Below are 22,271 nucleotides of genomic sequence, written 5' to 3' on the forward strand. Positions count from 1 at the left end.
CTGTCTTTCAGAAAAGGACGGGCAGGGCGGTCAGTCCTGCGCAGGCGTGCCGAGGCGCTTGTGGGTGCCGGTGAGCTTCATCACGAAGACGAAGAACACCGGCGCGAAGATCACCCCCAGAACGGTGGCCGAGATCATCCCGCCCACCACGTTGATGCCGATGGCGTTCTGGCTGGCCGCCGAGGGACCGGTGGCGATGGCCATCGGGATCACCCCCATGGTGAAGGCCAGCGAGGTCATCAGGATCGGGCGGAAGCGCAGGCGGCAGGCCTCGACCGTGGCGTCGATGAGGCCCTTGCCCTCGGTGATGAGATCCTTGGCAACCTCGACGATCAGGATGGCGTTCTTGGCCGATAGCCCGACGATGGTGATGAGGCCCACGGTGAAGAACACGTCGTTCGACAGCCCCGTCAGCGTCACCGCCGCCACCGCCCCGATGGCGCCCATCGGCACGATCAGCATCACCGCCAGCGGGATCGACCAGCTTCCGTAAAGCCCCGCGAGGCAGAGGAAGACGAAGAGCACCGACAGCCCGATCAGGATCGGCGCCTGGCTGCCGCTTTCGATCTCCTGCAAGGACTGCCCGGTCCACTGGTAGCCGAAGCCCGGCGGCAGCTCTGCCGCGATGCGCTGCATCTCGGCCAGCGCCTCGCCCGAGGAGTACCCCGGCGCGGCCTCGCCGTTGATGCGGATCGATGGGTAGCCGTTGTAGCCGACGATCTGCGACGGGCCGAAGCCCCACTCGGCGCTCGCAAAGGACGACAGCGGCACCATCCCGCCCTGCACGTTACGGACGTTGAGCTTGAGCACCTCTTCGATACTGCTGCGCGCCTCGGCCTCGGCCTGCACGATCACGCTCTGCATCTTGCCGTCATTGGGGAAGTCGTTGACGTAGCCCGACCCGAGCGCGACCGAGATGGTGCGGTTGATCTCGCCGAAGGTGACGCCGAAGGCATTGGCCTTCTCGCGGTCCACGTCGAGACGCAGCTGCGGCCCGGGTTGCAGCCCTTCGATATACATCTGGCCAAGGATCGGACTTTCGGCACCCGCGCCCATGATCTGGCCGGCTGCCTGTTGCAGCGCGGCGTTGCCGAGGTTTGCGCGGTCCTGAAGCCGGAAGCTGAAGCCCGAGCCGGTCCCGAGGCCCTGAATGGGGGGCGGCGAGATGGCGAAGGCAAAGCTGTCGCGGATCGAGAACAGCATCCCCGACAGTTTCCCGGCAAGCGAGGCCGCGCCCAACTCGGGGCGTTCCCGTTCGGCCCAGTCCTCAAGCGTCACGAAGCTGACGGCAGAGTTCGGCCCCTGTCCCGAGAAGGAGAAGCCCTGGATCGTCACCACGTCGGCCACGCCCTCGGTCCCGAGGGCGAAGGCCTCGGCCTGCTTCGTCACTTCGCGCATGCGGAACGAGGTCGCCTCGGGCGGCGACTGCATCGACGCGATGAGATAGCCCTGGTCCTCCTGCGGCAGGAAGGCAGCGGGGATCTGCACGTAGACATACCCCAGCCCCGCCACCAGCGCGGCATAGATCACCATCATCCGCCCCGAACGCTTCACCAGCCCGCGCACGCCCCCGGCATAGCCTTTCGACGCGCGTTCGAAATTGCGGTTGAACCAGCCCGCCGGACCCTTGCGGGCATGGCCGTGGCCCTTGGGGATCGGCTTGAGGAAGGTCGCACACAGGGCAGGGGTCAGCGACAGCGCGAGGAAGGCCGAGAAGAAGATCGACACCACCATCGTGAGCGAGAACTGCTGGTAGATGATGCCCACCGAGCCGGGGAAGAAGGCCAGCGGGATGAACACCGCCATCAGCGCCAGCGTGATGCCGACGATGGCACCCGAGATCTGGCCCATCGCCTTCTTCGACGCCTCGCGGGGGGAGAGCCCCTCCTCGGACATGATGCGCTCGACGTTTTCCACCACGACGATGGCGTCGTCGACGAGGATGCCGATGGCGAGGATCATCGCGAACATGGTCAGCACGTTGATGGAGAAGCCCGCGGCGAGCATCACCGCCAGTGTGCCCGCCAGCGCGATCGGCACCACCAGCATCGGGATCAGCGTGTAGCGCAGGTTCTGAAGGAAGATCAGCATCACCACGAAGACCAGCGCCACCGCCTCAAGCAGCGTATGCACCACCTTCTCGATCGACGCTGACACGAAGGGCGTGGTGTCATAGGGGATCGACGCCTCGACGCCTTCGGGGAAGCCCGCCGACAGCTCGTCCAGCAGGGTGCGGACGCCTTCGGCAGTGTCGAGCGCGTTGCCGGTGGGCGACAGCTGAATCCCGATCTGCGCGGCTTCCTCGCCGTTGAGATAGGCCTTGAAGGAGTAGAATTCGGCGTCCATTTCGATGCGCGCCACGTCCGACAGGCGCACGATGGAGCCGTTTTCGCCAGCCCGCAGGACGATCTGGCCGAACTCCGCAGGGGTGCGCAGCTGGCCGGTGACCAGAAGCGTCGCCTGGGTCTGCTGGCCCTCGGGCGCGGGATCAACGCCGACGGAGCCCGCCGAGACCTGCGCGTTCTGCTCCGAGATGGCGGCGGTGATGTCGGTGACCGACAGATCGAGCCCGACAAGCTTGGCCGGGTCGATCCAGACCCGCATTGCCCGTTCGGCCGAGAACAGCTGCGCCTTGCCGACACCCTCGACCCGGCGGATTTCGTTCAGCACGAAGCGGGTGGCGTAATCGGCAAGCCCCACGGAATCATATCCGGACCCCGGAGCCCCGGCGAGCGAGACGAACATCAGGTAGCTGCTGCCCGCCTCCTCGACCAGAAGGCCCTCCTGCTGCACCTGCGGCGGCAGCGAGGATTCCACCCGGCGCAGGCGGTTCTGCGTTTCCACCACGGCCTGCGACACGCTGCTGCCGGAGGCGAAGGTGACGGTGATGGTCACCGCGCCCGTCGCCTCGGAGGTCGACTCGAAGTAAAGCAGGTTCGGAATGCCGTTCAGCTCTTCCTCGATGGGGCGGGTGACCTGTTGATAGAGGTCCTCGGGCGAGGCCCCGGCGAAACGGGTGGAGATGGTGACCTGCGGCGGGGCGACATCGGGATATTGCGCCACCGGCAGCGACGGCAGCGACAGCGCCCCCGCCAGCGTGATGAAGATCGCGATGACCCAGGCAAGCACCGGGTTGTCGATGAAGAAACGTGCCATGGATCGGGCCTCAGTTCGCGGCTGCGGGCTGCAGCGCGTCGATGGCGCGGCTGCAGGTGTCGGTGGGCGCATCCTCCGCGCCCGCGGGATCGGTCCAGCAGACCGGGGTGACCGGCGCCCCGGGGCCAATCTTCTGGAACCCGTCGACGATCACCATGTCGCCGGGGGCAAGACCCTCTTCGATGGTGAGGCTGTTGTCGTCGCTGCGCCCTTCCGAGACGGGGCGGGGCGCAACAGTTCCGTCTTCGGCGACAAGCATCAGCTGCGCCTGACCCGAGGCGTCGCGCCGCAGCGCCTGCGCCGGGACGACCAGTGCCGCCTCGCGCACTGCCTGTGCCACGCGCACGCGCACATACATGCCGGGCAGCAATGTGCCGTCGGGGTTGGGCACCTCGGCGCGCAGCGTCACCTGCCCGCTGGAGCGCTCGACCGACGCCTCGGAGAACAGCAGCTTGCCGGGATGCGGGTAGAGCGAGCCGTCGTCGAGATAGAGTTGCACCTCCGCGGCACCGGGGGCCAGCTCGGTGATCTCGCCCGCTTCCATCGCGCGGCGCAGGCGCAGCAGTTCCGATACCGGCTGCTGCATGTCGGCATAGACCGTATCGAGCGCCTGGATCGTGGTCATCACCTCGCCCTGTGCGCTCACCAGCGCGCCCTCGGTGGTCAGCGCCCGGCCGGTGCGCCCGGCAATGGGGGCGCGCACCTCTGCGTATCCGAGATTGATCTCGGCAGCGCGCAGCTGCGCCTGTGCTTCGGCCAGCGCGGCATTGGCCTGAAGCACGGCGGTCTGCGCGGTGTCGAGATCCGCTTGGCTCGCGACATTGCGAGACCGCAGGGAGCTCAGGCGCGTTTCGGTCTGGCGGGCGTCGGCAACTCCTGCCTCGGCCCGTGCGACGGTGGCGCGGGCGGCGTCGACGGCGACCTCGTAGGGCTGGCGGTCCAGCTCGTAGAGCACGTCGCCCGCCTCGACGGTGCTTCCTTGCGTGAAGACGCGGGCCTCGACGATGCCGCCGATGCGGGGGCGGACCTCGGCGACGCGGGTGGGGCTGATGCGGCCGGGCAGCTCGGAGGCCACCTCGACGCGCTGCGGTTCGGCGACGATGACACCGACCGAGGGCGGCGGATAGCCCTGCGCCCCCGCAGGGGCAGGAGCAAGCGCCAGAACGGCAAGCAAGGGAAGGGCGGCACGGCGCGCGGGCCGAGGGATCGGGTACATATCGGAACTCCGGGGAAAGGGCCGCCGGTCGGCCCTCCGCGGTCGGAGGGCCGGTGCGCTGTCACCGCAGGCGGGTCAGGTCTTGGGCAGAAAGGTTGGGGAAGTCAGCCGCCGGGGCGGAAGCCTTTCGGGCGGCGTACCGGGCGCCACAGCGCGGCGGTCAGCAGCGCGACGGACATCACGATGAGCGGGGGCACCGCGTGCCCGTATTCACCGTGCAGCAGCACCGTCAGCGCTGCCGCGGCCATGACGGACGCACCCAGAAGGCTGCCGACGAAGCGGGTGCGCGGCAGCAGGATCAAGAGCGCCGCGAGCCATTCGAGAAGGCCGGTGAGGCGGTTGAAGCCGCTCGGGTAGCCCCAGCGGTCGTAATCGGCGAGGATCTCGGGCGAGGCGAACATGTTGAGCGTGCCGCCGAGCAGGAAGAAAGCTGCAAGCAGCCAGGCCGGGATGGCGCGCCAGGGGAGGGATTTCATCGGTAGGCTCCTTCTACGCGGCGGGTTGGCCGGCCCCATGCGTCGGGGCCGGCCGCTTGGCGTCAGGCCAGGTTGGCTTCGGCGAACTCGTAGCTCGCGAGATTGTCGAGGAAGTTGGTCACGTAATCCGGACGGCGGTTGCGGAAATCGACGTAGTAGCTGTGCTCCCACACGTCGAGACCGAGCAGGGCGGTGCCCTCGCCGGTGGCCAGCGGGTTGACGCCATTGGCGGTCTTGGTGACGCCGAGGCTGCCGTCGGCCTTCTGGATCAGCCAGGCCCAACCCGAGCCGAACTGCGTGGTCGCGGCGGTCTTGAACGCGGCCTTGAAGTCGTCGACCGAGCCGAAGCTGTCGATCAGCTTTGCCTCGAGCGTGCCGGGGATGCCGCCGCCATTGGGCGACAGAGCGTTCCAGAAGTGGATGTGGTTCCAGTGCTGACCGGCCTGATTGAACACGCCCGCGAGCGCATCGTCAGCGTAGCTCAGCGTGACGATCTCCTCGAGGGTTTTGCCCTGAAGGGCGGCGTTGCCGTCGACGAAACCGTTGAGCGCGGTGACATAGGCCTGGTGGTGCTTGTCGTGGTGGAGCTCAAGGGTTTCCTGGCTCATGCCACGCTCGGCAAGGGCGGAATGGGCGTAGTTCAGGGCGGGAAGTTCGAAGGTCATCTTTGGTCTCCTGTCGAGCCAGCGCTTGCGCGCCGGGACCCGTTTGGTTATTTAAGCAAGCAAAGGCTTTGAAAAACATTGGAGCGAATATGTCAAGCGATGACTTGGAAAAAGGGGCGTGGTCCCCGCGCGCCCCTTCCGAGCGGCTGCTGATGACGCTCAAGATGCATGGCGCCCAGACGTCGGCAGACGTCGGTCGGCGACAGGGCATCACTGGTGAGGCCGCACGCCAGCAGCTTGGCAAGCTGCAGGAGGATGGGCTGGTGCGTGAAGAGCGGCGCAGCGCCGGGCGCGGGCGACCCGCGGTCTACTGGCACCTGACCGACAAGGCGCAGGCGCGGTTTCCCGACACCCATGCCGCGCTGACCGTGGACATCCTCCGCAGCATCTCCGAGGTGCTGGGCCCGGAAGCGCTGGACCGGATCATCGCCGAGCGCGAGGGGGTGACGCTCGAGAAGTACCGCACCGCCATGTCCGGCTGCAGCGACACCCGCGACCGGCTCGAGAAGCTTGCCGAGATGCGCAGCGCCGAGGGCTACATGGCGCAGGTCGAAGTGGACGACGATGGCACGCTGCGGCTGGTCGAGAACCATTGCCCGATCTGCGCAGCGGCGAGTTTCTGCCAGGGCTTCTGCCGCGCCGAGAAGGCCGTGTTCCAGAACGTGCTCGGCCCGAACGTCCGGATTGAACGGGATGAGCATATCGTCGGTGGCGGACGGCGCTGCACCTACCTTGTACGCGAAGGCGCGTAAGGCTGTCGGGTCCAGGCCGACAGACCCGGGATCACCGTGACACCGGAGGGGCCGCGCAGGACAGTCGGACACAAGTCGTATCCTCCCGGACAACTTGCGCCGCGTGGATCGTTTCTGCCCCGAGGCTCGGCTGGCGCAGCTTTTGGGAACACCGGGCTCTCGTTGGCCTTGGTGACTGCAACGGTGATGACCCCAAGCCAACAGGGCGGCGCCGTTGCAGAGCCGCAGCCCTGGGCGTGAGCGCCGCTTGCCTCGCCGAGGTCAGGTCACCCGGACGATCTCGGCGGTGCCCGGGGTCTTGAAACGGATCTCCCCCGGTCTGCGGTTGCCTTCGCGTCGCGGCTAGCGGTCTGAGCCACGCAGCATTTCTTCGACCAGCCGCTGCACGTCGAGCGCCTCGCGCGGGGTGGCGAGCGGGTGCGGTCGGCCCGCGACGCAGAGCGCAAGCGCATCGAGCTGCGCGCGGAGCGCCACCGCGCGCGGATCGGCGGGGGCAGGGGAGACCGGCTCGAAGGGTCCCCCGCGCGACACCGACTCGTCCGAGAAGTTCGACACGCGATGGCTGGCCAGGCTGCCCTTCACGGTGAACTCCTGCCGGTCTGGCTGCGCGCCGCCGACACTGGCGAGTATCGACACCGGCACACCGCCCACGGTCTCGAGCCGCGCCAGCAGCGCGGTTTCGCAAAGCACCGGGTCGGCGGGATAGGAGGGCTGCGCCCAGACCACCGAGAGCGGCCCGAGGATGCGCTGGGTGAAGAACAGGAAATGCGACAGCACCTCGCGGGTCATGCCGCCCTCGGCGCGGAAGCGCAGCCAGTCCGCCGCCTGTTGCCATGCCCGCGGCCAGGCGGCGTAGGTTACCACCATGTCGACGCCCGCCATCTCGCCCATCGCGCCCGAGGAGGCTGCGTCCGAGATGTTGGCGAGCGCCGCTCCCGCGGCTTGCGTGAAGTTCACCGCCGCCGGCACGCCGCTGGCCTCGAGCGCCGCCACCAGCGCCTCGCTCTCGCCGAGGTCGACCCCGAGCGGCTTTTCGAGGAACACTGCCTTGCCCGCAGCGGCGGCGGCGAGGGCGTAGGCCTTGCGCGGCACCGGCGGGCAGGCGAGGTAGACCACATCGGCCGCGGCCATCGCCGCTTCGGCAGAGGCGGCAAGCGGTACGCCGGGGGCAAGCCGTTGTGCCTCGGCACAGGCCTCGGGGGCCGGATCCCACATCGCCACGGGGGCAAACTCTTCATGCGGGAGCATGTGCTCCAGCATCCGCCGCCCCATGATTCCCAGCCCGATGATCGCCGTCTTGACCGCCATGTCCGTTCCCGTTCCTGCAGCTTTCGTTGCGGGTCGTTGTAGCGGCCACCCGGGAGGGAGCGCCATCACAAAGCCCGTGCATGTCCCGTTTTGACCGAGAGGCCGGGGCCGGCGATGCCGTCTCCGGGAGGTGTGGCAGCGGTCGCACCGCGCGGGGCTGCCTGTTTTCTGTGCGTCCGGGGCCGGAGCGGGACGCGCGAGCGCCGCATTTCCGGCCGGCCAAGTTGACATAGAGTCCACGACGCGCCGATAGTGACCTCAACATAGCTGGCAAAAGCGCCTCGCGATCCTGCGGTCCGTCTCTCGAGACGGCTGGGATCAGCGGGGCTTTTTTCGTTTTTGGAGGGCGTCTTGACGCGCGAAATCGACCTCGGAATCCTGTTCTCCCGCTCCGGAACCTACAGCCTGATCAGCGAGGCCAAGCGGACCGGCGCGCTGAAGGCGGTGGCGCAGGTCAACGCCGATCCCGCGCTTGATATCGTGTTCAACCCGGTGGAGCGCGACCCGCAGGGCAATATCGACGCCTATGCGCCGCTCTGCGAAGAGATCCTGCGCGACAGCGGGGCGCGGCACGTGATCGGCTGCACCACCTCGTGGAGCCGCAAGGAGGTGATCCCGGCGCTCGAGCGCATGGACGGGGCGCTCTGGTACCCGGCGCCCTACGAGGGGTTCGAGGCGTCCGACCGCATCGTCTATGCCCATGCCTGCCCGAACCAGCACCTGCTGCCGCTGCTCGACTATGCCTTCGCGCAGTTCGGGCGGCGCAGCTACCTGACCGGCTCGAACTACATCTGGGGCTGGGAGATAAACCGGCTGGCGCGCGAGATCGGCAGCCGCACGGGGGGCGAGGTGCTGGGCGAGCGCTACCTGCCGCTGGGCACCACCGAGGTGGCGCGCATCGTCGACGAGATCGCCGCGCTGAAGCCGGATTTCGTGCTCAACCAGCTGATCGGGAAGTCGCAATATGCCTTCCTCGACGCCATCGCCGAGCTGCGCCGAAGCGATCCGTTCTTTGCCGAGGGCCATTGCCCGGTGCTGTCGTGCAACCTTACCGAATGCGAGCTCGGTGCCATCGGGCCATCGGCCGAGGGGGTGATCTCGGCAGGGCCGTGGTTCCGCGGCCTGCACCCGGCGCTGCCGGGCAATGGCGGCCGCGAGGATTTCGGCTCGTCGCTCGAGGCGGCGGCCCATGCCTCGGTGATGACGCTGGCGCAGCTGCTCAACGGCGCGCCCGGTGCCGAGGCGCTGTCGCTCTCCGAGCTTCTGGCGCAGCGCCGCGCGGCCGAGCTCGGGATCAGCCCGCGCACCCACCACACCCGCCTGCCGGTGGCCATCGCGCAGGTCAGGGCAGGGGCCTTCGTGCCGCTGCGCACCGGGGCGCCGGTCGAGGCCGATCCCTATCTCACCCGCGAGCGCGACCCCGCGCCGGTGCCGCTTCGGGTGGTGAAATGAGACGCCGTCTGCGCATCCCGGATCTGGGCGGCGCGCGCGCCGCGATCCTGCATCGCCCGCATGCCACGGTCACCGCGCTGGTGCGCCAGCTTCAGGCCATCGGGCTCGAGGTGGATTGCCACTGGCCCGACCTGCCGGCGTCGGCCCGGGCGGCGGATTATCTCTTCATCGATGTCGACACCGCCTATGATGACCAGTTCCCGTGGGAGCCGGGCGAGGCACCGCTGCCGACCATCGCGCTGGTGGGCTCCGAGGCGCCGGGCCGCATCGAGTGGCTGATGAATTTCGGCGCCGATGCTCAGATCCTCAAACCGGTGGGCGATGGCGGGGTCTATTCGGCCCTGCTGATCGCGCGGGCCACCTTCGACGCGCGCGTCGAACTGGCCGACGAGATCGACGCCCTCAAGCGCCGTCTCGGCCAGCGCCAGACGGTGGTGCAGGCGGTGGCGGTGCTCGCCGCGCGCGGCAAGACCGAGAACGAGGCCTACGAGCAGCTACGCGGCATGGCGATGGCGTGGCGCGTGAGTTTCGAGGACGCCGCCGATCGCATCGTCGCCGCCGCCAAACCCACGCATCAGGACGAGATCGACCATGGCTGACATCGCCCCCATCGAGACCCGCCCGGCAGCGCCGGCGGGCGCGCTGCGCCGCCTGATGCGCCGCAAGCTGGCGCTGTTCGGCCTCGCCATCATCGCGCTGGTGGTCGGCGGCGCGGTCTTCGCGCCATGGATCGCTCCGTTCGAGCCCGACGAGCAGCTCTTCGAGGGGCTGTCCCTCTACGGCGAGCCGATGCCGCCCGGCGGGCCGTTCCTGATGGGCACGGACCTCTTGGGGCGCGACCTGTTCACCCGGATGCTCTATGGCGCTCAGACCTCGCTGGTGATCGGCGTGGTGGCCAATGGGGTGGCGCTGGTGATCGGTACGCTTGTGGGGGTGCTCGCAGGGTTCGTGCGCGGCTGGTTCGGCGCTGCGCTGATGCGCTTCACCGACCTGATGATGGCCTTCCCGGCGCTGTTGCTGGCGATCTGCCTTGCGGCCTTGTTCCAGCCCTCGCTGTGGATCGTCGCGATGGTGATCGCGCTGGTCAACTGGGTGCAGACTGCGCGCGTGGTCTATACCGAGACTACCAGCCTTGCCGAGCGCGAGTTCATCGCCGCGGAGAAGACGCTCGGCGCCTCGCAGTCGCGCATCCTGTTCCGTCACATCCTGCCGCACCTGATCCCGACACTGATCGTCTGGGGCACGCTCGGAATCTCGGTGACGGTGCTGCTCGAGGCGACGCTGAGCTTCCTCGGTGTGGGCGTGCAGCCGCCGACGCCCTCATGGGGCAACATCATCTTCGAGAACCAGACCTATTTCCAGGCCGCGCCCTGGCTGGTCTTCATCCCCGGCGCGGCGATCCTGCTGCTGGCGCTGGCCTTCAACCTCGTGGGCGACGCGCTGCGCGACGTGCTCGACCCGACCCAGAGGGGGAACGACTGATGCTCGGCTACCTGACCCGGCGCCTGATCCAGTCCGCCCTGATTCTGCTGGGGGTGAGCTTCATCACCTTCATCCTGCTCTACGTGCTGCCCGCCGACCCGGTGCGCCAGATCGCCGGGCGTTCGGCCACCGCGCAGACGGTGGAGAACATCCGCCACCAGCTCGGGCTCGATCAGCCGCTGCTGGTCCAGTACTGGCGCTATCTCACCGGGCTGGTGCAGGGCGACATGGGGCGCAGCTACCTGCAGAAGACCGAGGTGGCGACGCTGATCGCGGCGCGTTTGCCGGCCTCGCTGCTGCTGATGGCGGGGGGCATCGTTTGCGAGCTCCTGATCGGCCTGACGTTCGGCATCGTCGCGGCGGTGTTCCGCGGCCGACCGCTCGATCAGGGGCTGATGGTGACGAGCTTCGTCGCGGTCTCGGCGCCGCAATTCGTGGTCGGCCTGCTGCTTCTCTACCTCTTCGCGGTGCAGCTCGGCTGGTTCCCGATCGGGGGCTACGGCACCTTCGCGCATCTGGTACTGCCCGCGATCACCCTCGGGATCATGGGATCGGGCTGGTACAGCCGCATGATGCGCTCTTCCATGGTCGAGGTGCTGCGGCAGGACTACATCCGCACCGCCCGCGCCAAGGGTCTGACCCGTGGCCGCATCCTGCTGCGTCACGCGCTGCCCAACGCCATCCTGCCCATCATTGCCATGATCGGCATCGACATCGGCATCTTTATGGGCGGCATCGTCGTGGTCGAGAGCGTGTTCGGCTGGCCCGGCATCGGCCAGCTCGCATGGCAGGCGATCCAGCGCGTCGACATCCCCGTGATCATGGGCGTCACCATGGTCTCGGCCACCGCCATCGTGCTCGGCAACCTGCTGGCCGATCTCGTCACCCCTCTCATCGATCCGCGCATCAAGCTGCGGTGACCCCGTTTCCAAACGGTCCCGGCATCGTTGCCGGGGCTCAACGCCACCACCCACGGACGACACACGACCCAAGACCAGAGCCACCACTCACGGACCCGGCCATACCATCCAACAGGGAGTAATAAAAAATGAAAGCACTTCTCACCTCCACCGCGATCCTGCTCGCTTCGGCGATCCCGGCGCTTGCGCAGGGCTATACCCCCGATCCCGACGCCACGCCCGGCGGCATGATCACCGTCACCTACAAGGATGACGTCGCCACGCTCGACCCGGCGATCGGCTATGACTGGCAGAACTGGTCGATGATCAAGTCGCTGTTCGACGGTCTGATGGATTACGTGCCCGGCACCACCGAGCTGCGCCCCGGTCTTGCCGAGAGCTACGAGGTCAGCGAGGACGGCACCGTCTTCACCTTCACGCTGCGCGAGGGCGTCACCTTCCACAACGGACGCGAGATGACCGCCGAGGACGTGAAGTATTCGCTCGACCGCGTCACCACCCCCGAGACCCAGTCGCCGGGTGCGGGCTTCTTCGCCTCCATTGCCGGCTTTGATGAAATCTCCGCGGGGGAGGCCGACACGCTTTCGGGGGTCGAGGTGGTCGATCCGCTGACTGTCAAAATCACCCTGTCGCGCCCCGACGCCACCTTCCTGCACGTGATGGCGCTGAACTTCGCCTCCATCGTGCCCAAGGAAGCGGTCGATGAGTACGGCACCGATTTCGGCAAGCACCCGGTCGGCACCGGCGCCTTCAAGCTCGGCGAGTGGACCATTGGCCAGCGCCTCGTGTTCGAGAAGAACGCCGAGTACTGGCGTGACGGCGTGCCCTATCTCGACGGCGTGACCTTCGAGGTCGGGCAGGAACCGATCGTGGCGCTGCTGCGTCTGCAGCAGGGCGAGGTCGACGTGCCCGGCGACGGCATCCCGCCGGCGAAGTTCCAGGAGGTCATGGGGGATCCGGATCAGGCGGCCCGCGTCGTCGAGGGCGGCCAACTGCACACCGGCTACATCACGCTGAACGTGGGCATCGAGCCGCTCGATCAGCTGCCGGTGCGCGAGGCGATCAACATGGCGATCAACAAGGAGCGCATCACCCAGATCATCAACGGCCGGGCCGTACCGGCGACCCAGCCGCTGCCGCCGTCGATGCCGGGCTACACCGGCGGCTACGAGGGCTTTGCCTTTGACGCCGAGTCCGCCAAGGCCAAGCTCGCCGATGCCGGTCTGGGCGACGGGTTCTCGACCGAGCTCTTCGTGATGAACACGGATCCCAACCCGCGCATCGCGCAGGCCATCCAGCAGGACCTCAAGGCGATCGGCGTCGATGTCGAGATCCGCTCCCTCGCGCAGGCCAACGTGATCGAGGCCGGTGGCGCCGGCGAGGCGCCGATGATCTGGTCGGGCGGCATGGCATGGATCGCCGACTTCCCGGATCCGTCGAACTTCTACGGCCCGATCCTCGGCTGCGCCGGCGCGGGCGAGGGCGGCTGGAACTGGTCCAAGTTCTGCGACGAGAGCATCGACGCGATGGCGACCGAGGCCGACAGCTTCACCGACCCCTCGGCGCCCGAGCGGCTCGAGATGTGGTCGGACGTCTACATGAAGGTGATGGAAGAGGCGCCGTGGGTGCCGGTGTTCAACGAGCAGCGCTACACCATGAAGTCCGAGCGCATGGGCGGTGACGACGCGCTCTATGTCGATCCGGTCTCGATCCCGGTGAACTACGATTACGTCTACGTGACCGAGTGATCCTATGTGCAAGCACTGCGACTACACGATCCACGGCGCGCAGCACCATTTTGGCTGGGACAATTCCATTGTCCCGGCCCTGACGGTGGCACCGGGATCGACAATCCTCTTCAATTGCATGGATTCTTCGGCGGGCCAGCTTGGCCCGTCGAGCACCGTCGCCGATGTCGAGGCGCTGGATTTCGGCAAGATCAACCCGGTGTCGGGGCCGGTCTATATCGACGGCGCCGAGCCGGGCGACGCGCTCAAGATCACCATCGAGGGCTTTAGCCCGCAGAAGCGTGACGGCACCGCATGGGGCTGGACCGCCAACATCCCGGGCTTCGGCCTGCTGGCGGACCAGTTCACCGACCCGGCGCTCACCATCTGGACCTTCGACGCCGACACCATGGCGCCGGCGCTCTGGGGCGAGCAGGGCCGCGTGCCGCTGAAGCCGTTCACCGGCACCATCGGCGTCGCGCAGGCCGAGCCGGGGCTGCACTCGATCGTGCCGCCGCGGCGCACGGGCGGCAATCTCGACGTGCGCGACATTGCCACCGGGACCGAGCTCTACCTGCCGGTCGAGGTGGCCGGCGCGCTGTTCTCGGTGGGCGACACCCATGCGGCGCAGGGCGATGGCGAGGTCTGCGGCACTGCCATCGAAAGCCCGATGGACGTGACGCTGACCCTCGATCTGGTGAAGGGCGCCAATCTGAAGATGCCGCGCTTCACCACGCCGGGGCCCGTGACCCGGCATCTCGATGCCAAAGGCTATGAGGTCACCACCGGGGTCGGACCCGACTTGATGAGCGGCGCCCGCGATGCGGTGGCCGGCATGGTCGACCTGCTCTCGGCGCGCTACGGCATGGCGCCGGTCGATGCCTACATGCTGGTCTCGACCTGCGGCGATCTGCGGATCTCCGAGATCGTCGACATGCCGAACTGGGTAGTGTCGTTCTACTTCCCCCGCGCGGTCTTCGAATGACGGCCGCGGCGCAGACCCTTGCCGCCCCCGCAACGGGGGCGGCCGCCGCGCCGTTGCTCTCGGTGCGCGAGCTGACCGTGTCGGTGCGCGACCGGGGCGTGACGCGCCCGCTGGTCGAGGGGCTGAGCTTCGATCTGCGCGCCGGTGAGACGCTGGCCATCGCCGGAGAGAGCGGATCGGGCAAGTCGATCACCTCGCTGGCGCTGATGGGGCTGCTGCCCAACAACGTCACCGTCACCTCCGGTCAGGCGCTGCTCGACGGCACCGACCTGCCGTCTCTGCCCGAGGCTTCGATGCGCGACTATCGCGGTGCGAAGGTGGCGATGATCTTCCAAGAGCCGATGACCTCGCTCAACCCGGTGCACAGCGTCGGCAGCCAGCTGGTCGAGGCGATCCGCGCCCACGAGCCGGTCTCCCGGCGCGAGGCCCACGCTGCCGCCGTCGAGGCGCTGCGCCGGGTGCGGATCTCCGAGCCCGAGCGCCGCATGGGCCAGTACCCGCACGAGCTGTCGGGCGGGATGCGCCAGCGCGTGATGATCGCCATGGCGCTGGTGATGAGCCCGGCGCTGCTGATCGCTGACGAGCCCACCACGGCGCTCGACGTGACGGTGCAGCGCGAGGTGCTCGACCTGCTGCGCGACCTGCAGGAGAGCACCGGCACGGCGATCATCCTGATCACCCATGACATGGGTGTGGTGGCCGAATCCGCCGACCGCGCCGTGGTCATGAAGGCCGGGCGCATGGTCGAGGCCGGCCCGGTCGAGACGCTCTTCCGCGCCCCGCAGGAGGCCTATACCCGTGACCTGCTCGCCGCCGTGCCGCGGCTCGGGGCAGGGGCCGAGCGCGCCGCGCCGCTGCCGCCCGAGGCACCGGTTCCGGTGGCCCGGCTGGTCGAGGCGCAGGTGCAGTTCGACATCGGCGCGAATTTCTTCGGCCGCCCGACCCACCGCGTGCACGCGGTCGAGGGGGTGAGCTTCGACATCCGCCCCGGCGAGACCTTCGGCCTCGTCGGCGAGAGCGGCTGCGGCAAGTCCACCATTGCCAAGGCGCTGGCCGGGCTGGTGCCGCATGAGGGGCATGTGGAGGTTGCAGGCAAGCGCCTCGCCACGCTGACCGCGCAGGGCCGCAAGGAGATCTGCCGAGACGTGCAGATGGTGTTCCAGGATCCGATGGCGGCGCTCGATCCGCGCATGACGGTGGGCGAGGCGGTGGCCGAGCCGCTGCTGATCCACGGCGTCGGAAGCCCCGATGAGCGCCGCGCCCGCGCCGAGGAGCTGTTCCGCCGTGTGGGCCTCACCCCCGGGCAGATGAGCCGCTACCCGCACGAGTTCTCCGGTGGTCAGCGGCAGCGCATCTGCGTCGCCCGCGCACTGGCGCTGCGTCCGAAGCTGATCATCTGCGACGAGAGCGTCTCGGCGCTTGACGTCTCGGTACAGGCGCGGGTGCTGGAGCTGCTCGAGGAATTGCAGCAGGAGACCGAGGTCTCCTACCTGTTCATCAGCCACGACATGGCGGTGGTCGAGAACGTGGTCGACCGGCTGGCGGTGATGTATCTCGGCCAGATCGTCGAGATGGGCACCCGCGATCAGGTCTTCGACAACCCCCGCCATCCCTACACGCAGCGCCTGCTCGACGCGGTGCCGGTGCCCGATCCCTCGCGCAAGGGGCGGCCCTATGCCCGGCCCGTGGGCGACATGCCCTCGCCGATCCGGGTCATCGGAGATGCACCGGCGCGGCTGCCGCTGCGTGACATCGGCGACGGCCATCTGGTGGCGGACGGGGGCCCCGGGCTCTAGAGCGTGAGCCCCAGCGCCTGCATCCGGTCGATCTGCGCCGGATCGCCCGACTCGAGCCCGAAGCCCGCGCGCTGCAACGTCTTCGGCACGATCACCACGCCACCGGTTTCGGGCGAAACGAGGCCGGGCAGGATGCGCCGGCCAGCCTCGAGATGGTGTTTGGCCACGGTGTTGAAGGCCCGGGTGCGATCGCGCGCCGCCGCCACCTCGGCCTCGTCGCGCACCGCCATCAGGTTGCCCTTGATGAGCTGCACCAGCACCGTCTGCAGTGCCCTCTGGGGATCGAGGTCGAGCCCGTCGACGATCTCGCCGATGGGATGCGCGCCGTCCGCGGCGAGCTCCGCCACACGCGCCTCGATCTCGGGCGTGGCCACGGGTGTGTCCTTGACCGGCAGGTCGGCGAGCAGGCCGAAGCCCGCCTCGCGGCTCCAGCCCAGAACCCTGAGCGCGCGCAGCTCGGCGATCATCTCCGAGGTGGTGAGCCGCAGCGCGCCGCGGTGGAACAGGTCGGCGCGGAAGGTGCGGTTGTACGAGAGATCGCGCGCGGTCTGGCCCCAGCCCTGCTCGCCGCCGCGCCGGATCAGGTCGAGCCGGGTCCCGTCGAGGAACAGCGCGTCGAACTGTTCGTGCAGCTCGCAGGGGCAGGCGAAGCCGAGCTTTGCGGGCTCGAGCGCCTCGGCCAGGTCGGTAAACCAGACCGCGCTGCCATGCGCCGCGCCCAACTCGTGGGCGAGGAAGGCGTCGGACTGTTTCGAGAGCCGCTGCCAGAGCGCGTCGAGGGCCGGGTTCTGGGCATAGGAAAGCCATGCCGCGACGGCATCGCGTGCAGCTGCGTATCGCGTGTCGCCCGCGCCCGCAGGCGCCTCGCGGAAGATCTGCCGGATCGGTGCGGCAGCGGCCCAGCCGGCGGCGCAGTTGTAGCCGTTGTAGACCAGCGCGCCGGGCGCCAGCCAGCCGCCCAGAAGCGCGACGATGTCGCCGCGGGTCTCGGCGTCGACCCAGCTCCAGACGCCGTGCATGGCGGCATAGTCGAACCGGTCCTCGGGGCGCTGGGCCGCGAGATCGGCAAAGCCCGCCTCCTCGACGCGGATGTTGGTGAGGCCGATCTCGGCGATCAACGCGCGGGCGCGGACCACGTGTTCGGGCATGAAGTCGATCCCGAGGAATTCGGCCTCGGGATAGCAGGCGGCCAGCGCGATCAGCGTATGCGCCGAGCCGCAGCCAAGCTCGAGAAAGCGGAAGCGCCGGGTCGAAGGGCCCGAGATGCGCGCGGTGAGCAACGCCGGACGCCAGCGGAAGGGCGAGATCTCGGGCTGCATGGTATCGAAATAGGCGCTATCGACGGGATAGCCCCGGGACCAGTCGGACATGACAATAATCTCTCTCTCAAACGCGGGCATCCTGCCAGAGGCCGGGGGCTCGCGGAAGGGCCGTTCGAGAGATCGCGGCGTTTGGCCCGGGCGAGGGGCCAATGCGGCGCGCGCAGGCGCCTGACCGAGCTGTCGTTTGTCCGACGAGATGCGCCGCCCGGCGCGGGCGAGCGAGCGGCGCGGGAGGTGTCAGCCCTCGGAGCGGATCTGGTCCACCAGCTGGCGCATGCCGTCGAGCGGCACGTAGCCGCGCAGCATCTGGTCGCTGAAGACGAAGCTCGGCGTGCCGTTGATCTGAAGCCGCGTCGCCAGTTCGCGGGTCTCCTGGATGCGGCGCGTCACTTCCTCGTCCGACATCCGCGCGATGATCGCCTCGGCATCGAGCCCCAGCGTATCGGCCAGACGGCGCAGCACCGGTTCGGAGGGCTCGCCCTCGAGGGTGATCAGCGCGTCATGCACCGCCTTGTAGGCCTCGTCGCCGGCCTCCATCAGCGTCGCGATGGCGAAGCGCGAGGAGGTGACCGAGGCCTCGCCGAGGATCGGGAACTCCTTCATGATGAAGCGGATGTTGCCGTCGCTCGAAATCAGCTCCTCGACTTCCGGAAAGGCACGGCGGCAATAACCGCAGCGGTAGTCCGAGAATTCGACGATGGTGATGTCGCCGTCGGGGTTGCCGCCGACATAGGAATAGCCGTCGCGGAACAGCGCGTCGGCATTGTCGGCCACGATCTGCTGATCGGCCACCGCCTGCTGCTCGGCCTGACGGTTCTCGAGCGCGTTGACCGCCTCCATGATGACCTGCGGGTTCTCGAGGAGGTACTCGCGCACCTGTGTGCCGAAGGCCTCGCGCTGCTCGGGTGTCATGGCGGAGAAGTCGAAGTCCTGCGCTGTCGCCGGCAGCGCGGCGGCGAGACCGGCGGCGAGGGTCAGCGCGGCGGCGGGGCGGGTCAGTCGGGTCAGCATGGCAGCTCCTGTCTTTGTTCGTTGAGAGACCTGTATCGGTCGCATCGTCCGGTGTCAGCGTTTCTTTTCGGCTCGGGCGGCGGCATCGGCCACGTCCTGCGCCCGGCGATAGGGGGCGGAGCCGCGCGGCAGGAGCCCCAGCGCGCGATTGGCGTGGATCCCGGCATCGTGCAGGCGGCCCTGAAGCGCGTAGCGCTGTGCCGTGGCCTCCGACGCCATGCCGGTGTTGCCGGTCTTGGCGTAGGCCACCGCGAGGTCACGCAGCACCCGGTTGTCGCGCCAGTCGCGGTCTCGGGCCTCTTCCAGCGTGCGCAGCGCGGCGTCGTATTGCCCGGCGGCAAGCTGTGCCCGGCCGAGCCCGGCGAGGATCTGGGCGTTGCGCGGGGCGAGCTGACGGGCCTGGCCGTAGACCTGCACCGCCGGCCCGGCCTGCCGACTCTCGAGCAGGATCTCGCCCTTGAGGTCGCGCAGGAAGGGATCGTTGGGGCGCAGCGCGATGGCGCCGTCGATGGCGCGCAGGGCGCGCCTCAGGTCGGATTGCCGGTGCTGCGCCACGGCCTCGGCCATCATCGCGATGTCCTTGCTCGGCAGGCGCTCGAGCCGGCGCAGCGTCCAGCTGGGCGCGCGCAGGAAGGCGGCGAGCTTGGCGCGGGCGCGGGCGAACCAGTAGACGGTTGAAGGATCGGCGGCGGCCCCCTGTCCCGGCGAGGCGGCGACCAGCCCCTGCAGTGCGCGCAGGCGGTCGCGGGTGAGCGGGTGGGTCTGGACGTAAAGGTCCTGCCGCGGCGCCGAGAGCAGCTCCTGCCCGCGGAAGATCTCCTGCACCTCGACGGCGCCGCGCGGGTCGAGCCCGGCATTCACCATGCTGCGGATCGAGCTGATGTCCGCGGCGCTTTCCTCGGCGCGGGTGTGGGCCATGAACTTGTTCATTGCCGAGGCCGACGAGCCCATCATGATCGCGGCGGCGGCATCTCCGCTGCCGGTGCTGACCCCGGTGGCGGCAGCCAGCGCCATGCCGAGCAGCGTGGCGGTGCGGGCGTTGCGCATGTTGCCGAGCCGGCGGGCGATGTGGCCATTGGTGATATGGGCCGCCTCGTGCGCGATCACGGCTTGCAGCTGCGCCGGGGTGTCGAGCTTCAGGATCAGCCCGGAATGGATGTAGATGGTGCTGTTGTCGACGATAAAGGCGTTGAGGCTGTCATCCCTGACCATCACCACCTTGACCTGAGACGGGCTGAGCCCGGCGCCGCGCAGCACTGGCGCCGCGACCATCGCCAGAGCGTGCTCGATATCGGCATCGCGCAGCAGGGTGACGGCGCGCGCGGGCAGGGCAGCCACGAGCAGGGTGGCCACGAGCAGCAGCGCGGCAAACGGTCGTGCAACGGCGGCGGACATTGACCCTCCCCGGTATCCTCAATACTCCCAATCCCGAGCCACCATGGGAGAGCAGGATGCGAAACTCAAGCCGCGGCGCGGTCGATCCCTTCATCGTGATGGATGTCATGGAGGCGGCGCGCGCCGCCGAGGAAGCCGGACGCCACATCATTCACATGGAGGTGGGCCAGCCTTCGTCTCCGGCGCCCGCCCATGCCCGCGCGGTGCTGGCCGAGACCATGACATCCGATCCCCTGGGCTATACCGTGGCGCTCGGCCTGCCGGCGCTGCGCCAGCGCATCGCGCGGCTCTATGGCGAGTGGTACAACGTCGATCTCGACCCGGCCCGCGTGGTGGTCACGCCGGGCTCGTCCGGGGGCTTCATCCTCGCCTTCACCGCGATGTTCGACGCCGGAGACCGGGTGGCGCTGGGGATGCCGGGCTACCCGTCCTACCGGCAGATCCTCAAGGCGCTCGATCTGGTGCCCGTGGAGGTGCCCGCCAAGCCCGAGAACGGCTACCAGCTCGAGCCCGGGGATCTGACGGGCGTCGACTATCAGGGGCTGATGATGGCCTCGCCGGCGAACCCCACCGGGACGATGCTCGACCGTGCCGAGCTTGGCGCGATGATCGAGACATGCCAGGCGCAGGGCGCGGCGTTCCTGTCGGACGAGATCTATCACGGCATCGAGTATGACAAGCGCGCGGTGACCGCGCTCGAGCTGTCGGACGATGTCTGCGTGATCAACTCGTTCTCGAAGTATTTCTCGATGACCGGCTGGCGCGTCGGCTGGCTGGTGCTGCCCGAGCGCTCGGTGCGGCAGGTCGAGCGGCTGGCGCAGAACCTGTTCATTTGCCCGTCGCACGCGGCGCAGGTGGCGGCGCTGGCGGCGATGGATTGCGGAGAAGAGCTGCAGGAGAACCTCGCGGTCTATGCACGCAACCGGGAGTTGATGCTCGAAGGGCTGCCCAAGGCCGGCTTCGACCGTATCGCGCCTCCGGACGGGGCCTTCTACGTCTATGCCGATGTCAGCCACCTGACCGAGGACAGCCGCGCCTTTGCGGCCGAGATCCTCGACAAGGCGGGGGTGGCAGTGACGCCGGGGCTGGATTTCGATCCCGAGCGCGGCCACGGCACGCTGCGGTTTTCCTATGCCCGCAGCACGGCGGATATCGAGGAGGGGCTGTCGCGGCTTCAGGATTTCATGAAGACGCGTGGGTAAGCCCAAGATTTTTAGGACTAAAAATCTTGGGCTGAAGAATTTCCGCACGAAAATTCTTGGCCGTCGCGCGGGCTGCAAATCCGGCTGGGGCGTGCTAGCGTGATGCAAAACAACATGATCGATTGGCGGATGAGCAGGATCTTCCTTCTTCTGGCGGCGCTCTTTCTGGGCTCCGCCGCAGCGGCACAGGACCTTGGCGGGCGCGCTCTGTTCGAGCGCGGCGCGCTTGAGGACCGGCGTGGCGGCACCGAGTTGACCCTCGGCCTGAGCCAGGGCGTGCCGTGGCGCGCCTTCACCCTGACAGATCCGGCCCGACTGGTGGTGGATTTCCGCGAGGTCGACTGGCAAGGGGCGGATCCCGCGGCCATGGGCCGGTCCGACACGGTCGAGGCGCTGCGCGTCGGGCGCATCCGATCGGGCTGGTCGCGACTGGTGGCCGAGCTCGCCGAGCCGATGGTGATCGGGCGGGCAGGGATGCGCGTCACCGAGACCACCGGCGAGGCGCGGCTGTCGCTGCGCCTCGAGCCCGCCAGCCCCGAGGAGATGGCCGCCGCCTCCGGCGCGCCGCGTGACCCGCGTTGGGATCTGCCCGAGCCCCGCGCCACTGCCGCGCCGCCGCGCGATCCCTCGGCGCCGCTGCGCATCATGCTCGATCCCGGGCATGGGGGCATCGATCCGGGCGCGCAGCGTGACGGCCACAGCGAAGCCGACCTGATGCTCACCTTCGCCCGAGAGCTGCGCGACGTGCTGCGCCGTGCCGGCTACGCGGTCGAGATGACCCGCGAGGAAGATGTCTTCGTCTCGCTCGAGGCGCGCGTGGCGCTTGCGCATCAGGCTGGCGCGGACCTGTTCGTGTCCTTGCACGCGGACGCCATCGAGGAGGGCATCGCCCACGGCGCCACCGTCTACACCCTGTCGGACGACGCCTCGGACGCGGCCTCGGCGGCGCTGGCCGAGCGCCATGACCGTGACGACATCCTCGCCGGGCTCGATCTCTCGGGGGCCGATGATCGGGTCGCCGACGTGCTGCTCGACCTCGCCCGGCTTGACAATTCCCCGCGCAGCACGGCGCTGGCGAAGCATCTCGTCGACCGCATCCGCAACGCCGTGGGCACGGTACACAAGCGGCCGCTGCGCCATGCGGGCTTCTCTGTGCTCAAGGCGGCCGACATTCCCTCGGTGCTGGTCGAGGTCGGGTTTCTGTCCACGGCCAAGGATCTCGACAACCTGCAGGACGCGTTCTGGCGCGCCGGCATGGCGGCGGGCATCCGCGACGGCATCGCGGCCTGGGCGCTCGAGGATGCGGCGCTGGCACGGTTGCGCAGGCAATAGACGCGGCCTGACCGGTGGCAGTGCCCTGCCGTCACGCCCCCGTGTGTTTTGACCGCGGGCCATGCAGGGTATAA

General features: G+C 68.6%; 18 protein-coding genes. 10 read left to right on the forward strand and 8 right to left on the reverse strand.

Annotation, left to right across the window (positions count from 1 at the left end; genetic code table 11):
• Nucleotides 1-30 precede the first annotated feature (30 nt).
• The 4 genes from JF542_RS08095 to JF542_RS08110 all read right to left on the reverse strand — a co-directional run bounded on the left by JF542_RS08095 (nt 31) and on the right by JF542_RS08110 (nt 5,513).
• Entirely contained in the window at nt 31-3,156 is a 3,126-nt protein-coding gene (locus JF542_RS08095; protein WP_207075472.1) for an efflux RND transporter permease subunit, read from the reverse strand.
• Nucleotides 3,157-3,166: 10 nt separating this feature from the next.
• Nucleotides 3,167-4,372, reverse strand: coding sequence for an efflux RND transporter periplasmic adaptor subunit (locus JF542_RS08100; protein ID WP_007799266.1), 1,206 nt, complete (start codon nt 4,370-4,372; stop codon nt 3,167-3,169).
• Nucleotides 4,373-4,476: 104 nt separating this feature from the next.
• Entirely contained in the window at nt 4,477-4,848 is a 372-nt protein-coding gene (locus JF542_RS08105) for a DoxX family protein (RefSeq protein ID WP_007799269.1), read from the reverse strand.
• Nucleotides 4,849-4,910: 62 nt separating this feature from the next.
• On the reverse strand, nt 4,911-5,513 hold the full coding sequence (locus JF542_RS08110; protein WP_207075473.1) for a superoxide dismutase: 603 nt from the start codon (nt 5,511-5,513) through the stop codon (nt 4,911-4,913).
• 89 nt (nt 5,514-5,602) lie between these two features.
• Here JF542_RS08110 and JF542_RS08115 point away from each other — a divergent pair, with 89 nt between their 5' ends.
• Nucleotides 5,603-6,265 carry a helix-turn-helix transcriptional regulator gene (locus JF542_RS08115; protein WP_224886805.1) on the forward strand — a complete coding sequence of 221 codons (663 nt, stop codon included), beginning with the start codon at nt 5,603-5,605 and terminating at the stop codon, nt 6,263-6,265.
• A 342-nt stretch (nt 6,266-6,607) separates the two neighbouring features.
• Here JF542_RS08115 and JF542_RS08120 read toward each other — a convergent pair whose 3' ends face one another.
• Nucleotides 6,608-7,573, reverse strand: coding sequence for a Gfo/Idh/MocA family protein (locus tag JF542_RS08120; RefSeq protein ID WP_207075475.1), 966 nt, complete (start codon nt 7,571-7,573; stop codon nt 6,608-6,610).
• 351 nt (nt 7,574-7,924) lie between these two features.
• Here JF542_RS08120 and JF542_RS08125 point away from each other — a divergent pair, with 351 nt between their 5' ends.
• The 7 genes from JF542_RS08125 (at nt 7,925) to JF542_RS08155 (ending at nt 15,935) form a co-directional block, all read left to right on the forward strand.
• A complete protein-coding gene (locus JF542_RS08125; RefSeq protein ID WP_007799278.1) occupies nt 7,925-9,025 on the forward strand; it encodes a transporter substrate-binding protein in 1,101 nt (366 codons plus the stop codon).
• Nucleotides 9,022-9,624: an ANTAR domain-containing response regulator gene (locus JF542_RS08130; RefSeq protein ID WP_207075476.1), complete on the forward strand. Its 603-nt coding sequence runs from the start codon at nt 9,022-9,024 to the stop codon at nt 9,622-9,624. The genes JF542_RS08125 and JF542_RS08130 overlap by 4 nt, the downstream gene beginning before the upstream one ends.
• Complete coding sequence (locus tag JF542_RS08135) at nt 9,617-10,507, forward strand: ABC transporter permease (RefSeq protein ID WP_263624415.1); 891 nt, start codon at nt 9,617-9,619, stop codon at nt 10,505-10,507. The genes JF542_RS08130 and JF542_RS08135 overlap by 8 nt, the downstream gene beginning before the upstream one ends.
• Entirely contained in the window at nt 10,507-11,427 is a 921-nt protein-coding gene (locus tag JF542_RS08140; protein WP_207075477.1) for an ABC transporter permease, read from the forward strand. The genes JF542_RS08135 and JF542_RS08140 overlap by 1 nt, the downstream gene beginning before the upstream one ends.
• A gap of 128 nt (nt 11,428-11,555) precedes the next feature.
• Nucleotides 11,556-13,175, forward strand: a complete 1,620-nt coding sequence (locus JF542_RS08145; protein ID WP_207075478.1) for an ABC transporter substrate-binding protein — start codon at nt 11,556-11,558, stop codon at nt 13,173-13,175.
• Nucleotides 13,176-13,179: 4 nt separating this feature from the next.
• Complete coding sequence (locus JF542_RS08150; RefSeq protein WP_007799290.1) at nt 13,180-14,139, forward strand: acetamidase/formamidase family protein; 960 nt, start codon at nt 13,180-13,182, stop codon at nt 14,137-14,139.
• Nucleotides 14,136-15,935, forward strand: a complete 1,800-nt coding sequence (locus JF542_RS08155; protein WP_207075479.1) for an ABC transporter ATP-binding protein — start codon at nt 14,136-14,138, stop codon at nt 15,933-15,935. Before JF542_RS08150 ends, JF542_RS08155 begins: the two co-directional genes overlap by 4 nt.
• Here JF542_RS08155 and JF542_RS08160 read toward each other — a convergent pair.
• The 3 genes from JF542_RS08160 to JF542_RS08170 all read right to left on the reverse strand — a co-directional run bounded on the left by JF542_RS08160 (nt 15,932) and on the right by JF542_RS08170 (nt 19,663).
• Nucleotides 15,932-17,305, reverse strand: a complete 1,374-nt coding sequence (locus tag JF542_RS08160) for a class I SAM-dependent methyltransferase (protein ID WP_207075480.1) — start codon at nt 17,303-17,305, stop codon at nt 15,932-15,934. The genes JF542_RS08155 and JF542_RS08160 overlap by 4 nt on opposite strands.
• A gap of 189 nt (nt 17,306-17,494) precedes the next feature.
• The gene (locus tag JF542_RS08165) at nt 17,495-18,268 is read right to left on the reverse strand and encodes a DsbA family protein (RefSeq protein WP_207075481.1); all 774 of its coding nucleotides are present in this window, start codon (nt 18,266-18,268) and stop codon (nt 17,495-17,497) included.
• Nucleotides 18,269-18,322: 54 nt separating this feature from the next.
• The gene (locus JF542_RS08170; protein WP_207075482.1) at nt 18,323-19,663 is read right to left on the reverse strand and encodes a M48 family metalloprotease; all 1,341 of its coding nucleotides are present in this window, start codon (nt 19,661-19,663) and stop codon (nt 18,323-18,325) included.
• Between the two features lie 56 nt (nt 19,664-19,719).
• Here JF542_RS08170 and JF542_RS08175 point away from each other — a divergent pair, with 56 nt between their 5' ends.
• Both JF542_RS08175 and JF542_RS08180 read left to right on the forward strand, forming a co-directional pair.
• A complete protein-coding gene (locus tag JF542_RS08175) occupies nt 19,720-20,865 on the forward strand; it encodes a pyridoxal phosphate-dependent aminotransferase (protein ID WP_207075483.1) in 1,146 nt (381 codons plus the stop codon).
• A gap of 129 nt (nt 20,866-20,994) precedes the next feature.
• Complete coding sequence (locus JF542_RS08180) at nt 20,995-22,197, forward strand: N-acetylmuramoyl-L-alanine amidase (RefSeq protein ID WP_207075484.1); 1,203 nt, start codon at nt 20,995-20,997, stop codon at nt 22,195-22,197.
• The last annotated feature ends 74 nt before the right edge of the window (nt 22,198-22,271 follow it).

This window comes from Salipiger bermudensis (genome assembly GCF_017309175.1).
Classification (GTDB): Bacteria; Pseudomonadota; Alphaproteobacteria; order Rhodobacterales; family Rhodobacteraceae; genus Salipiger; species Salipiger bermudensis.